Genomic DNA, 13,592 nt, shown 5'->3' with positions numbered 1-13,592 from the left:
ACCGCGGCAGCGTCCACCAGGAACCGGCGGCACTGCCCGAGGCATCAGGCTACCGGTCACTCGAGACTGCCGAGCGGGTCCGCCCGGGACAGACTGATGTCGTCGGCGCTGAAGGTACGCGCCGGGCCCGGCCCTGTCGAGCTGGTCTCGAAGCGCACGGTGACCACGCCGTGCCCCGCTCCCTGCACCCAGCCGTGGCCGTGATCCGGGTGCGCGACATCCATTCCCGGATACCAGAGGCGCGCGGCCGGGCTCGGCTCGGCGGCGGGCGCCGCAGGCTCGCTCGACTCCCATTCGGGATCGAGCGCGTCGTCGGCCGGGCTCTGGTCCAGCTCTGGAAAGAGCGATTCCTGCCGCACCGTGGACAGCCCGCCGAAGCCGACGCCGACCAGGCGAATCGGGCCGAGCTCGGCGGGATCGATGGCCGACCGCTGGGCGGCGGTAGTGAGCGTGGCCAGGTCGGTGGTGGCGTAGGGCAGCGTGAACGAGCGCGTCACCACGCTCATATCCGACTTCTTCAGCTTCAGCACCACCGTGCGCGCGGCACGGCCGTCCTTGCCGAGCCTGGCGTGCGCGGCCGCGGCCATGGTCTCGATCGCGGGACGCAGCTGGGCCAGGGTGACGATGTCGGTCTCGTAGGTGTTCTCGGCGCTGATCTGCTTGGCCTCGGCGCGCTCGGCGACCGGCCGGCCATCGATGCCGCGGGCCAGCCGGTGCAGCGCCGCCCCGACGCTGCCGCCGAGCAACGACACGGCCTCCGATTCGGGCAGCGCGGCGAAGGCACCGACCGTCTCGATGCCGAGCGAACGCAGCCTGCCCTCGGCGACCGGGCCGATCCCCCACAGCTTGCGCACCGGAAGACCGGCGAGCAGTGCCTGCTGCTCGTCGGGCGCGACCACCCGGATGCCGTCGGGTTTGGCCAGGCCGGAGGCGATCTTGGCGAGCTGCTTCCCACTGCCCGCGCCGACCGAGGCGACAAGCCCGGTGCGCTCGCGGACCAGCGCGCGCAGCTCCGCGCAGAATTCGTAGACCCGATCCGCGTCGGCGCCGGCCAGTTCCTCCGGTTCGCCGAACGCCTCGTCGAACGAGAGCGTCTCCAGCACCGGGATGCGGCTGCGCAGCGCCTCGAACACCCGCCCGCTGACCACCCCGTAGACCGCGCCGCGCGGCGGCACCACCACCGCCGTGACCCCGACCAGGCGCTTGGCCTGGTGCATCGGCATCGCGGAACGCGCGCCGAAGACCCGCGCCTCGTAGCTGGCCCCCGCCACGACGCCGCGTCCTCCGGTTCCGCCGACGAGCACCGGACGGCCGCGCAGGGTCGGGCGGGTCAGCTGCTCGACCGACGCGAAGAAGGCGTCCATATCTATATGCAGCACCCAGCGCCTGGAGGTGCGGCCGACCGCCGCCCTTTCCGTCGCCCGATCCGTCCGCACGACCGGAATCTACGCCAACCCACCGACAGGTCCGCCGCCGCGGCGGCTGGGTGTTGCCTGATCGATTGCTGCGGATCTGCGGAGCGTCCCGGCAGCCGCCGATTCTGCGATCCAGCGGCCTTGACCTGGGCCGATACATCGCGCGCCAGGGTTTTCGACACGGCAACGAACGACGGGGATCGCGCCTTGCCCACCGGTTCGTATGTGATGATCGGACGCATGAAGATCCGTAAGGCAGTCATCCCGGCGGCCGGTATCGGCTCCCGGTTGCTCCCGCTGACCAAGGCCATCCCGAAAGAGATGCTGCCGGTCGGCGACAAGCCGGTCATCGAGCACACCGTCCGCGAGCTGGTCGCCTCCGGCATCACCGACATCACCATCGTGGTCAGCGGCGGAAAGTCGTTGATCCAGGACCACTTCCGCCCCAATCCGGCCCTCGTGGCGCAGCTGCGCGCGGACGGAAAGACCGCTTACGCCGACGCCGTCGAGGAGGTCGGGGAACTGTCCCGCCTCGGCCACATCACCTACCTGGACCAGCACGGCCCCTACGGCAACGGCACCCCCGTGCTCAACGCCGCCCGCAACGCCGGTGACGAGCCGATGCTCGTGCTCTGGCCCGACGACGTGTTCGTTGCCGAGGTGCCGCGCGCCCAGCAGCTCATCGACGCCTACGAGGCCACCGCGGCGCCGGTGCTCGCGCTGATGCCGATGGACCCGGCCGAGTCCAAGCGCTACGGCGTTCCGGTCGTCGCCGACGATCAGGGCAATGGCCTGCTGCGCATCACCGGCCTGATGGAGAAGCCCAAGCCCGAGGACGCGCCGTCCGCCTATGCCGCCATCGGCGGCTACGTGGTGACCCCCGGGATCATCGACGAGCTGCGCAGGCAGACCGCGGCCTGGTACGAGCACCGCACCGGCGAGGTCTACCTGACCGACGCCATCAACGTGCACGCCTCGGAGAATCCGGTGTTCGGTCAGGTGATTCGCGGCCGCTGGTACGACACCGGCAATCCGGGCGACTACCTGGTCGCACAGTTCGCCTCCGCGCTGGCGAATCCGGAGTACGGCCCGCTGCTTCGCGAGCTGGCCACCGACCACCTCGCCTGAACCACAATGGTTTTCGCGCCGTCAGAACCGACGGACGGCGTAGATCGTGAACTGTTTGATCGGCGAGAGGCCGACCGGGACGCCGCGGCCGTAGGCGTTGAAGATCTGCCCGAAGCCCGCGTAGATGCCGACGTGCGAGCCGTCGTCGTTCAGCACGACGACATCGCCCGGCGCCATCGCGCGGACCGGGACGGGGACGCCCACGGTCGCCTGCTGCCAGGTCGTCCTCGGCATGTCGACGCCGACCTGCCGGAACGCCCACTGGACGAGCCCGGAGCAGTCCCAGCCGTGCGGGCCGGTGCCGCCCCAGACGTAGGGCTTGCCGGTCTGGGTCGTGGCGATGGCGAGTGCGGCAAGGCCGCGTGGACTCGGCAGCGGTAGCGCCGCCGAGCCGCTCGAACTTCCGGAGCCGGACGAACCGGCGCTGCCGGAGATGCCGCGGGTGTCGGACCAGGCGGGTCCGGCGAGCAACAGGGTGACGATCGTGGTGACGACAAGGCCGACGAGCAGTCGGCGCAACACTTTTCCGATCACGAAACGCACCTCTCCTGTCGGTCCGGCAAACAGGCCGCGACGAGCGGCCTCGCTGACGCGCGGCACCGCCCGTCATCGAGCGAAGCCGCAGACCTCCGCGCCCATCCGGCCGCACACCGCCGAACAGCGCACCTCAGGTAGAACATGCCTCACGAGAATCACTGCGGCACCACTGATCGATCTGCGTACCAACAGCAACAGGCCCGATTCTGCCGGGCTTTCCGGAAACAGGAGAGGTTTCCAGCAAATCATCAGCGTGTGATCTAGATCACTACCGCTGCGCTAGATCGAGTCGGGTCGTCGGGGTGGACAGGTCTGCCCACCCCGACGACCGGCTCAGGCCTTGGTGACCGCGGCCTTGACGTCACCGACGAGTTCGGCGGCGTCGGTGCCTGCGGGGCCGAACTCGAGGGCGGTGGCGAGGATTTCGCCCGCGATCAGATCGCGGTGGGTCTGGGCCCAGGCCAGGCGCTCGGCGGGGACCTCGAGGACCACGGTGATCCGGTCGGAGACGTCCAAGCCGAGGGACTTGCGGGTCTCCTGGAGGTCGCGGATCAGGTCGCGGGCCCAGCCCTCGGCCTCCAGCTCCTCGGTGACCGCCGAGTTCAGCACCACCAGACCCGCGTTACCGGGCAGCGCCGCGGTGGACTCGGGCTCGGCGGCGACCAGTCGCTGGGTGTATTCCTCGGGGAGCAAGGTGATTCCGGCGGCGCTGACGACACCGTCGGCGTCCTCGGACCACTCGCCCGCCTTGACCGCCTTGATCACCGTCTGCACGTCCTTGCCGAGGCGCGGACCCGCGGCGCGGGCGTTCACCGCCAGCTCGAAGCGACCGTGCACGGCGACGTCGGTGGTCAGGTCGACCTTCTTGACGTTGACCTCGTCGGCGATGATGTCGGCGTACGGGCGCAGCCGCTCGGCGTCGCCCGCCGCGATGGTCACCTCGGCCAGCGGAAGGCGCACCCGCAGGTTCTTGGCCTTGCGCAGGCTCAGCACCGTCGAGCAGACCGTGCGTACCTCGTCCATCGCGGCGACCAGCTCCGGATCCTCCGGCAGCTCGCCCTCCTTCGGCCAGTCGGCCAGGTGCACCGAGCGGTCGCCGGTGAGCCCGCGCCAGATCACCTCGGCGATCAGCGGCAGCAGCGGAGCGGCCAGCCTGGACACCACCTCGAGCACGGTGTGCAGGGTGTCGACCGCGTCCCGATCCTCCGACCAGAAGCGCGAACGCGACCGGCGCACATACCAATTCGTGAGCGCGTCGGCGAACGAACGCAGTTCCTCGCACGCGCCAGCGATGTCGTAGACCTCCAGCGCGTCGGTCATCACGTCGCGGGTTTGCGCCAGCTTCGCCAGGATGTAGCGGTCGAGCACGTGCGGCGAATCGGTGCGCCACACGCCGGGCTTCGAGGCGTACAGCTGCAGGAAGGTCCATGCGTTCCACAGCGGACGCAGCGCGTGGCCGACGCCCTCGCGGATGCCGCGCTCGGTGACGATGAGATTGCCGCCGCGCAGGATCGGCGAGCTCATCAGGAACCAGCGCATCGCGTCGGATCCGTCCCGGTGGAACACCTCGTTCACGTCCGGGTAGTTGCCCTTCGACTTGCTCATCTTCAGCCCGTCGTCACCGAGCACGATGCCGTGCGCGGCAACGGTTTTGAAGGCAGGGCTGTCGAACAGCGCGGTCGAGAGGACGTGCAGGGTGTAGAACCAGCCGCGGGTCTGCCCGTTGTACTCGACGATGAAGTCGCCGGGGAAGTGGCCGTCGAACCAGTCCTTGTTCTCGAACGGGTAGTGCACCTGCGCATAGGGCATCGAGCCGGACTCGAACCAGCAGTCCAGCACCTCCGGCACCCGGCGCATGGTCGACTTGCCGGTCGGGTCGTCGGGGTTGGGCCTGGTCAGCTCGTCGATCATGGGCCGGTGCAGGTCGGTCGGGCGCACGCCGAAGTCGCGCTCGAGCTCGTCCAGCGAGCCGTACACGTCGACCCGGGGGTAGGCCGGATCGTCGGAGACCCACACCGGGATCGGACTGCCCCAGTAGCGGTTGCGGCTGATGTTCCAGTCGCGCGCGCCCTCCAGCCACTTGCCGAACTGGCCGTCGCGGATGTGCTCGGGCACCCAGGTGATCTGCTTGTTCAGCTCGACCATCCGATCGCGGAACTTGGTGACCGCGACGAACCAGGACGGCACCGCCATATAGATCAGCGGCTGCCCGGAGCGCCAGCTGTGCGGGTAGGAGTGCTCGATCGTCTCGTGCCGCAACAGCTTTCCCGCGGCCTTGAGGTCCTTGATGATCACCGGGTTGGCGTCGAAGACCATCAGGCCCTCGTACGGCGGCACCATCGAGGTGAACTTGCCGCCCGGATCCAGCGGCTGCACGATCTCGATGCCGTTGGCCGTGGCGACCTCCATGTCCTCCTCACCGAAGGCGGGAGCCAGGTGCACGATGCCGGTACCGGAATCGGTGGTCACGTAGTCCGCGGCGAGCACGCGGTGCGCGTTGGGGTGACCGACGAAGAAGTCGAAGGGCGGCGCGTAGGACAGACCGACCAGCGCCGCGCCATCGAACTCGCCGAGCACCTGCGGCTCCTCGCCGAACTCCCGCGCGTAGTGCGAGACGCGCTCGGCGGCCAGCAGGTAGCGCTTGCCGTCGGCGGCGCGCAGGTGCACGTAGCGCACGTTCGGGTGCACGGCGATGGCCAGGTTGGACGGCAGGGTCCACGGCGTGGTGGTCCAGATCAGCGCGTTGGTGCCGTCGAGTTCGCGCAGCGGATGGTCATCGGCGACACGCAACACCATGTCGACGGTGACGGCCGGGTCCTGGCGCATCTTGTAGGCGTCGTCCAGGCGGGTCTCCTGGTTCGACAGCGGCGTCTGCTCGTACCAGCTGTAGGGCAGCACGCGGAAGCCCTGGTAGATCAGCCCCTTGTCGTAGAGCGACTTGAAGGCCCACATGACCGACTCCATGAAGTCCAGATCGAGGGTCTTGTAGTCGTTGTCGAAGTCCACCCAGCGGGCCTGGCGGGTGACATAGTCGCGCCATTCCCCCGTGTAGCGCAGCACCGAGGATTTGCACGCGGCATTGAATTCCGCCAACCCCATGGCGTCGATCTGTGATTTGTCCGTGATACCGAGCTGTTTTTCCGCTTCGATTTCCGCGGGAAGGCCGTGACAGTCCCATCCGAAACGCCGATCGACGCGCTTGCCGCGCATCGTCTGGAAACGTGGGATCAAATCCTTCACATAGCCGGTGAGCAAATGACCATAATGCGGCAGACCATTGGCAAAGGGCGGGCCGTCGTAGAAGACGAACTCCGCTGCACCCGAACGGTTCTCGATGCTGGCGCGGAAGGTGTCGTCGGCCGCCCATGCCTCGAGCACGCGTTCTTCCAGCTCGGGGAAGCTCGCCCCGGAGCCTGCGCCCAGATCCACGCGGGGGTATGCGCTCTTGCTGTCGTCCGCCATCGCGGATGCGTCTCCTCGTGCCACCGCGCCGCAGGCGCGTATCAGTGGTTGGCACGGGGACGACCCCGGCGCTCGGTGCGCCGAAACCGCGGTACCACCCCGTTTGTCCTGGCCAGCCCCACCGGGGCCGCCGGACCACTCGTTGCGAGCTGTGACGGGCTCACCCGTTCGGTTCTACTGAGCGCCTCGGCGCCGTTCTTCCGAAGGCTCCCCGGTGATGGCCGGATCGACGCCGTTCTGTCTCGATTCTAACCAGCCTGGGCAAACGATATTCCCGCGCCCGGCCTCAACGTTTGGCGTGCCGCCCCGGCGGTGGCGGTGCGTCGTTCTCCGGCCTGCGCATGGACAGCGCGCTCACCAACAGCAGCACCGCGCCGATGACGCAGACGACGATGCACCCCCATGCCCACAGCACCGACCCGGTGGTCAGCGCCGTGACGAGCAGGGCAAAGCCGATCGCCGCCATGGCGAGTGTCAGAACGAGCATGATGACCCCCTCGGCGTACCTCCGCCTTCGCTACGGCCATGCACGGGCTGTGACACGCGTCGTCCGGCTGGTCCGTCGGGCATGCCAGGCGATTCGACTTTACCTCTAGTGACTACTCGAACAACTGCTTTCGCGACCGACGGCGCGGGGAACGCCGAGGGCGAGATTACTTGGCGCCCTTGGCGAACGACGCGGGCGCGAGGTTGCTCGCGGTGTTCGTGTCCGCGAAGGCCTCGCCGCCGTCCACCGGGACCGCCGAGCCGCGGTTCTCCAGCTCCTCGAGCTGCGACTCCAGGTACGACTTCAGCCGCACGCGGTACTCGCGCTCGAAGGTCTTGAGCTGCTCGATCCGGCTCTCCAGCACGCTGCGCTGCTGGGTGATGGTCGCCATGATCTCGGTGTGCTTGCGCTCGGCGTCGGCCTGCAGCGCGTCGGCCTTCTCCTTGGCCTGGCGCAGCTGGTTGTCCGAGCGGGTCTGCGCGTCCGACAGCATCGCGTCCGACTTCTGGCGGGCGTCGGCGATCATCGCCTCGGAACGGGTCCTGGCGTCGCCGACCAGTCGCTCGGAGTTCGCCCGCGCGTTGGAGAGCAGGTTCTCCGCCTCGGTCTTCGCGTCGCTGGTCAGCCGGTCCGCCATCTCCTGGGCGAGGCTGAGCACCTTGGCCGCCTGCAGGTTCGCGTCGGCGCCCGGGGCGTCCTTCGGCGCGGGCGCGGCCGCGGGCATCGGAGCCGGCGGCGGTGCGGGCACCGGGGGTTTGATCGGTTCTGGCGGCGGAGCCTGCTGTACCGGGGCCTTGACGGTTGCCGGGGCCGCCTGCCGATTCTTCTTGGCGTCGGCCAGTTCCGCATCGAGTTCGGCGACCCGCTGACGCAGGTCGGCGTTCTCCTCGATCAGACGCGAGAGCTCCTGCTCCACGAGATCCAAGAAGGCATCGACTTCATCCTCGTTGTAGCCGCGCTTCCCGATCGGCGGTTTGCTGAACGCGACGTTGTGCACATCGGCTGGGGTCAGCGGCATGGAAGGATCCCTTCACGCGTCTTTTGGAGATCGAGCAGATCTAGCAAGGTATCTTGGCCCATTCTGTCACACCGGAGCTACCGGTTGGCCGAGCCTGCTCACGATCGACATCAGGATGAAGACGATGAATAGCAGGACCATAATCGACAGATCCAGGCGAATTCCCCCCAGGGACACCGGTGGTATCAGCCGTCTCAGTAGTTTCACCGGAGGGTCCGTGATCGTGAAGATCACCTCCAGGATGACGACAACGACACCGGTCGGTCGCCAGTCACGGGCGAAGCTACGAACGAACTCGACGATCACCCGGCTGATCAGCAACAGCCAGAAGATGAACAGTACGAAGTACAGCACCGCGAACAAGGCCACGACTTCACTCTGCCCGAAAATCGGCGTTGCGCAAAATGACCACACCGCCCCGCGCGCGACAAGACCGACGAACCCCCCGGATCAGACCGCTATTTCTGGTTGTAGAACCCGGTTTCGGCGATCCTGCGCCGCTCCTCGGCCGATACGTCGACATCGGCAGGTGAGAGCAGGAACACTTTGGTCGCGACCTTGTCGAACGAGCCACGCAGGGCGAACGCCAGTCCGGCCGCGAAGTCGACGAGCCGCTTGGCGTCGGCATTGCTCAGATCGACCAGGTCCATGATCACCGGGTTTCCCTCGCGGAAACGCTCGCCGATGATGCGGGCCTCGCTGTAATCGCGCGGGCGCAGCGTCGTGATCTTGGACAAGGGGCCTCCGTCCTCGAAGATCCCCGGCCTGCGAGCTGGCGCGGGCTCGGGGCGCACGCGCTCCTCCAGCCGCCGCTCCTCGGCCTCGGGATCGACGGCGAGCGCACCCCTGGTGGCTCCCCGCAACATGCCTGCGCCGCCGCCCGCGCGGAACCGGCCGGACGACGCGGCCGCATCGATACGGGTGGGACGCCGCGGCGACTCGTAGCGATCGTCGCCGTAGGGCTCGTCGGCGTACTCGTCGCGGCGGGCCGCCGGGTAGCCGGCCTGGTAGGGCGACTTGTAGGCGGGCTCGGGGTAGTCGACGTCCTCGTCGAACCGGTCCTGGCCGAAACGGTCTGCGCCGTAACGATCTTCGGCGTACCGGTCGGCGCCGTAGCCGCCGCGGTCGGAGTAGTTGCGCGGGCGCGCGCCACCGCGCTCGTTCGCGCGCGGAGCGCGATCGTCGACGTAATCGTCTTCGTAATCCTCGAGCGGCACCATGCCGAAGTACGCCTTGAACTTGTGCAGCGTACTCATGCCCGCACCTCGCTGTCGCTCGCCCCGGTCATGACGACACCGGTGGCTGCGTCGATTGAACGCTCGCCCATGACTTACCCCTCCCCGTCGCTCGACTCGGTGATGACCACGATGGTGGCTGCGTCGAGTCCATGCTCGCTGCGCTCGCTCATTCTGGTCGACCTTCCTTCGGCCCCGGTGGCGGCCGGGTGTTGAAGTCTTGCTCAGCCCTCGTCTGTCTCAATCTTATGTGTCGAATGTGACTGATGAGGTTTCTTTGCTAGCCCGAGGTTATCGGTCGAGTGCCCATCAGGGCGGTACCGACACGCACAACCGTCGAGCCGTGTTCGATCGCCGATTCCAGATCCCCCGACATACCTGCGGAAAGTTCGGTTGCCGCGGGGTGACCGGCGAGTAACCGCGTGTGCAAAGTCGCAAGCCTGGCGAATGCGCTATGAGGCTCCGCGTCGAGTGGCGGAATCGCCATCAGGCCCCCGAGCTGCAGGCCTTCGGCGGCCGCGACGTGATCCGCGAGACGATCAAGATCATCTTCGGCGACGCCGCCGCGCTCCGGGTCCTCGTCCAGGCTCACCTGGAGCAACACCCGCAGCGGCTCGGTGCGCTCGCCCGCCTCCAGCGCGGCGACCGCGCCCCTGTCAAGAGCCGTTGCCAAGCGTTCGCTGTCCACCGAGTGCACGGTGTGTGCCCAGCGCGCGACCACTTTCGCCTTGTTGCGCTGCAGCCGACCGATCATGTGCCAGCGGATATCCGGGCGGTCACCCAGTTCGGCGACCTTCGCGGTGGCTTCCTGTTCGCGCGATTCGCCGAACTCCCTGCGGCCGAGGCCGTACAGAATCGCCACGTCGGCGGCCGGAAAGAACTTCGTCACCGGCAGCAGCCGCACCGAGCCCGGCTCGCGCCCCGCCGCACGGCACGCGGCGTCGATCCGCGCGAGCAGACCGTCTAGCCGGTCCGCCAGCGCCGCGGTGCGCGCGTCGGCCTGCGCCACAACGGTTTCCGTCGCCTCACCGCGCCAGGTCATCGCGGCCCCTCGATCCAGATCACGCCCGCGATGCGTCCGGTCGGCGCGCCGCGACGGTGGCTGAACAGCGTCTTGTCCTCGATGGTGCAGCGCGGGTCCTCGGCGACCGCGGCGATCCCGGCCTCGGTGAGCTGCCTGCGGATTCCGGCGCGCAGGTCGAGCGCGGGCGTGCCGCGCACGGTGGTCGTCGCGCTGCCCGGCAGGTGCTTCTCGACGTCGTCGCGCATCGCGGCGGGCACCTCGTACTGCCTGCCCGAGGCAGCCGGTCCGAGGAACGCGCCGACCCGGTCGAGCCTGGCGCCCACCGACACCATCGCGTCCAGCACGCGCGGCACGATGCCGATGCGCGCGCCGATGCGGCCTGCGTGCACGGCGGCGATGACGCCCGCCTCGTCGTCGGAGAGCAGGATGGGAACGCAGTCGGCGCTGAGCGTGACCAGCGCCAGGTTCGGCACGGTCGTGACGAGCGCGTCGGTGGCAGGTACCGGTTCGGGGCGCGGGCCGTCGACGATTTCGACGGCGCGCCCGTGGATCTGCTCCATCCAGACCAGCCGGTCCGGGGTCAGGCCGATGCCCGCGGCGAGGCGCTCGCGGTTGCGGCGCACGGCCTCCGGATCGTCGCCCACGTGGTCGCCGAGGTTGAACGAGTCGTAGGGCGGGGCAGAGAAGCCGCCCGCCCTGGTCGTCGTGACCCGTCGGACGGTGAGTGTGTGGGCAGCAGTCATGCCTCCGAGCCTAGTGGCTTCGGACGGTGCCGCGGCGGCTCGCGAAGCGGGCATCGAACCACGCGCGCGGCGAATCCCCGTGCTCGGTCGACGGATTCGCGTGTGCGGCGCGTCGCGGCGCGGCACGCCGTGCGGCGAACCTCACCTCGCGCGACACTCTCGCGTCGCGCGGCCGTCGTCCCGGCACTCCGGGACGATCGGGTCAGCGGCGCATGAAGGACGGCACGTCGACGTCGTCATCGTCGTCGCCGCCGTCGGGGGGTTGAATGTGCGAGCGGCTGTTGTGCGAGACCGTCGGCTCGGCGAGCCGGGCGCGCTCGCTGTCCCGGTAGCTCGGCACGGCGCCGCGGGTCACGCTGCTCGACGTGCCCGCCGAGGTGGTCTCGGCGCTGCGGGTGGACGCGGCGATCTCGCTCGGCCTGCTGCTCTGACCGATTTCGCCCGCCCGCCCCGAACCGATCGAGCCGCGGGTGGTCGCGGGGTCGAAGGTGCGCCGGGCCGGTCCGCCGCCGTCGAATCCGGCCGCGATCACGGTGACCCGCACTTCGTCGCCGAGCGAATCGTCGATGACGGTACCGAAGATGATGTTGGCCTCGATGTGCGCGGCCTCCTGCACCAGCGAGGCCGCCTCGTTGATCTCGAACAGACCGAGGTCGGACCCGCCCGCGATGGACAGCAGCACGCCGTGCGCGCCGTCCATCGATGCCTCGAGCAGCGGCGAGTTGATCGCCGCCTCGGCCGCCTTCACCGACCGGCCCTCGCCGCGCGCCGAGCCGATGCCCATGAGCGCGCTGCCCGCGCCGGACATGACGCTCTTGACGTCGGCGAAGTCGACGTTGATCAGGCCGGGGGTGGTGATCAGGTCGGTGATGCCCTGAACACCGTTGAGCAGTACCTCGTCGGCGGAGCGGAAGGCGTCCATCAGGCTGACCGCGGCGTCGCCGAGCTGCAGGAGTCGGTCGTTCGGGATGACGATGAGGGTGTCGCAGGACTCGCGCAGCAGGTTGATGCCCACCTCGGCCTGGTTGCCCCGGCGCTTGCCCTCGAACGAGAACGGCCGGGTGACCACACCGATGGTGAGCGCGCCGAGTTTGCGCGCGATGCTCGCGACGACCGGCGCGCCACCGGTGCCGGTGCCGCCGCCCTCGCCCGCGGTGACGAAGACCATGTCGGCGCCCTTGAGCACCTCTTCGATCTCGTCCTTGTGGTCCTCGGCGGCCTTGCGGCCGACCTCCGGGTCGGCGCCCGCGCCGAGACCGCGGGTGAGTTCACGGCCGACGTCGAGCTTGACGTCGGCATCGCTCATCAGCAGCGCCTGCGCGTCGGTGTTGACCGCGATGAACTCGACTCCCTTGAGTCCCTGTTCGATCATCCGGTTGACGGCATTCACGCCGCCGCCGCCGATACCGACGACCTTGATCACCGCAAGGTAGTTGTGCGGGGGCGTCATGGGCTCTCGCCTTCCTTCGATCTAAAGCCTGTCATTTTCGGATTCGGGACATTTCGCTATGGGCCACCCTCGGTTGTTCGCCCGGGACCGTTCACTCCACGATCCGCGGCCCGGGCAAACCCTAAACCTCAACCACAGGGTTAGCGTTATGTCAAGTATCCGACTGGTGCGGAACGCTATTCGCAGCCGCCGCGATACGGGCGCAGGCGCGCCGACACGAGTGACAGAATCTTGTGTGATCCCTCTCGTTCGCCACTCCACACACCGTATGGTTGGACGGTTGCCCCCCGAGCCCCATCCCGGCGACGGCCCTGCGCCTCGCGGCAGAGCGCCCCCGAAAATTCCCTGGGCACAATGGGTATCGATCACTTTACCGTGACCAGATTCGGGCTCGACACGTCGAACACCGTTCCCTCCCGCGTCAACAGCGGCAACACCACGGCCGCCTTGCGTTCGGCATCGTTCGCACCGCCCCAGAGTACCGTGCGCCCGTCGTGCAGACTCAAGGAGATATCCGAAATCGACCGTGCGACAACCTCGCCCACCTGGATATTCAGGGCGGGCGGCAATACCGCGAGCACCGCCACCGCGGCGCGGGTCACCGGATCGGCGCCGCCGGGTTGTTCGGTGATCAACTTCGGTACCCCGATGGGCGCGGCTTCGATGGCGAATTCGACGCTTTCGGCATCCAGAAGATGCGCGCCTTCCGGACTCTCGAAGAACAACACCGGCGCCCGCTCGACAATCGTCACCTTGACGGTCGACGGATACACCCGCTGCACCCGCGCCGAACTCACTTTCGGAATACTCGCCACCCGCCGCGCCATGGCGTCGGTATCGATGCGCAGCATCGAGCGGCCCGAAGGTATTTCGAGTCGCTCGCGCACTTGCGCTTCCTGCACCGCGACGAGCCCTTCGATTTCGACGGTGCGCACCGAGAGCACCGGCGTGAACCAAGAGACCAACAGGACGACGGTAAGAACGCACACGCCCAGCAATCCCCACAGCCGCATGCGGCGCAGCCGGGCCGGACCGCCGGGGCGGCGCAGCAGGTCGAACCGATCGAGCCAGCCGACGGCCGCCCGCCGCTCAC

At 68.5% G+C, this 13,592-nt stretch carries 12 protein-coding genes; 1 reads left to right on the top strand and 11 read right to left on the bottom strand.

The annotated features are described in order from the left end of the window. Window positions 1-56: 56 nt before the first annotated feature. Window positions 57-1,364 (bottom strand): DNA polymerase IV, encoded by a 1,308-nt coding sequence (locus CRP45_RS18195; protein WP_097246036.1) that lies wholly within the window; start codon window positions 1,362-1,364, stop codon window positions 57-59. Window positions 1,365-1,655: 291 nt separating this feature from the next. Between CRP45_RS18195 and CRP45_RS18190 the strand changes: the two genes are divergently transcribed. Continuing rightward, on the top strand, window positions 1,656-2,543 hold the full coding sequence (locus CRP45_RS18190) for a UTP--glucose-1-phosphate uridylyltransferase (RefSeq protein ID WP_084482998.1): 888 nt from the start codon (window positions 1,656-1,658) through the stop codon (window positions 2,541-2,543). Window positions 2,544-2,564: 21 nt separating this feature from the next. Here the strand turns inward: CRP45_RS18190 and CRP45_RS18185 are convergent, their stop codons facing one another. The 10 genes from CRP45_RS18185 to CRP45_RS18140 all read right to left on the bottom strand — a co-directional run bounded on the left by CRP45_RS18185 (window position 2,565) and on the right by CRP45_RS18140 (window position 13,512). Next, window positions 2,565-3,077, bottom strand: coding sequence for an NlpC/P60 family protein (locus CRP45_RS18185; RefSeq protein ID WP_372508096.1), 513 nt, complete (start codon window positions 3,075-3,077; stop codon window positions 2,565-2,567). Window positions 3,078-3,413: 336 nt separating this feature from the next. Then, window positions 3,414-6,542, bottom strand: coding sequence for an isoleucine--tRNA ligase (ileS, locus tag CRP45_RS18180; RefSeq protein WP_097246035.1), 3,129 nt, complete (start codon window positions 6,540-6,542; stop codon window positions 3,414-3,416). A 286-nt stretch (window positions 6,543-6,828) separates the two neighbouring features. After that, on the bottom strand, window positions 6,829-7,029 hold the full coding sequence (locus tag CRP45_RS18175; protein ID WP_067785725.1) for a hypothetical protein: 201 nt from the start codon (window positions 7,027-7,029) through the stop codon (window positions 6,829-6,831). A gap of 166 nt (window positions 7,030-7,195) precedes the next feature. Continuing rightward, window positions 7,196-8,047 carry a DivIVA-like cell division protein Wag31 gene (wag31, locus tag CRP45_RS18170; RefSeq protein ID WP_067785728.1) on the bottom strand — a complete coding sequence of 284 codons (852 nt, stop codon included), beginning with the start codon at window positions 8,045-8,047 and terminating at the stop codon, window positions 7,196-7,198. A gap of 66 nt (window positions 8,048-8,113) precedes the next feature. Continuing rightward, a complete protein-coding gene (locus tag CRP45_RS18165) occupies window positions 8,114-8,416 on the bottom strand; it encodes a YggT family protein (RefSeq protein WP_067785731.1) in 303 nt (100 codons plus the stop codon). Window positions 8,417-8,505: 89 nt separating this feature from the next. Next, entirely contained in the window at window positions 8,506-9,303 is a 798-nt protein-coding gene (locus tag CRP45_RS18160) for a cell division protein SepF (protein WP_067785734.1), read from the bottom strand. A gap of 259 nt (window positions 9,304-9,562) precedes the next feature. Further along, window positions 9,563-10,324, bottom strand: coding sequence for a YggS family pyridoxal phosphate-dependent enzyme (locus CRP45_RS18155; RefSeq protein WP_097246034.1), 762 nt, complete (start codon window positions 10,322-10,324; stop codon window positions 9,563-9,565). After that, window positions 10,321-11,049 carry a peptidoglycan editing factor PgeF gene (gene pgeF / locus CRP45_RS18150; protein WP_097246033.1) on the bottom strand — a complete coding sequence of 243 codons (729 nt, stop codon included), beginning with the start codon at window positions 11,047-11,049 and terminating at the stop codon, window positions 10,321-10,323. The genes CRP45_RS18155 and pgeF overlap by 4 nt, the downstream gene beginning before the upstream one ends. A gap of 202 nt (window positions 11,050-11,251) precedes the next feature. Then, complete coding sequence (ftsZ, locus tag CRP45_RS18145) at window positions 11,252-12,499, bottom strand: cell division protein FtsZ (RefSeq protein ID WP_067785743.1); 1,248 nt, start codon at window positions 12,497-12,499, stop codon at window positions 11,252-11,254. A 365-nt stretch (window positions 12,500-12,864) separates the two neighbouring features. After that, window positions 12,865-13,512 carry a cell division protein FtsQ/DivIB gene (locus CRP45_RS18140; protein WP_245910198.1) on the bottom strand — a complete coding sequence of 216 codons (648 nt, stop codon included), beginning with the start codon at window positions 13,510-13,512 and terminating at the stop codon, window positions 12,865-12,867. Between the last annotated feature and the right edge of the window lie 80 nt (window positions 13,513-13,592).

Origin of the sequence: Nocardia amikacinitolerans, from assembly GCF_900215415.1 — a bacterium.
Classification (GTDB): domain Bacteria; phylum Actinomycetota; class Actinomycetes; order Mycobacteriales; family Mycobacteriaceae; genus Nocardia; species Nocardia amikacinitolerans.
Note: the sequence above shows the minus strand (reverse complement) of the source record. Positions and strands in the feature narration are given on the sequence as shown.

Excerpts from the sequence above, each read along its gene's own strand:
- CRP45_RS18140 (WP_245910198.1), bottom strand. The coding sequence starts at position 13,512 with ATGCGGCTGTGGGGATTGCTGGGCGTGTGCGTTCTTACCGTCGTCCTG.
- CRP45_RS18195 (WP_097246036.1), bottom strand. The coding sequence starts at position 1,364 with ATGGACGCCTTCTTCGCGTCGGTCGAGCAGCTGACCCGCCCGACCCTG.
- CRP45_RS18155 (WP_097246034.1), bottom strand. The coding sequence starts at position 10,324 with ATGACCTGGCGCGGTGAGGCGACGGAAACCGTTGTGGCGCAGGCCGAC.
- pgeF (WP_097246033.1), bottom strand. The coding sequence starts at position 11,049 with ATGACTGCTGCCCACACACTCACCGTCCGACGGGTCACGACGACCAGG.
- ileS (WP_097246035.1), bottom strand. The coding sequence starts at position 6,542 with ATGGCGGACGACAGCAAGAGCGCATACCCCCGCGTGGATCTGGGCGCA.
- CRP45_RS18175 (WP_067785725.1), bottom strand. The coding sequence starts at position 7,029 with ATGCTCGTTCTGACACTCGCCATGGCGGCGATCGGCTTTGCCCTGCTC.
- CRP45_RS18160 (WP_067785734.1), bottom strand. The coding sequence starts at position 9,303 with ATGAGTACGCTGCACAAGTTCAAGGCGTACTTCGGCATGGTGCCGCTC.
- CRP45_RS18190 (WP_084482998.1), top strand. The coding sequence starts at position 1,656 with ATGAAGATCCGTAAGGCAGTCATCCCGGCGGCCGGTATCGGCTCCCGG.
- ftsZ (WP_067785743.1), bottom strand. The coding sequence starts at position 12,499 with ATGACGCCCCCGCACAACTACCTTGCGGTGATCAAGGTCGTCGGTATC.
- wag31 (WP_067785728.1), bottom strand. The coding sequence starts at position 8,047 with ATGCCGCTGACCCCAGCCGATGTGCACAACGTCGCGTTCAGCAAACCG.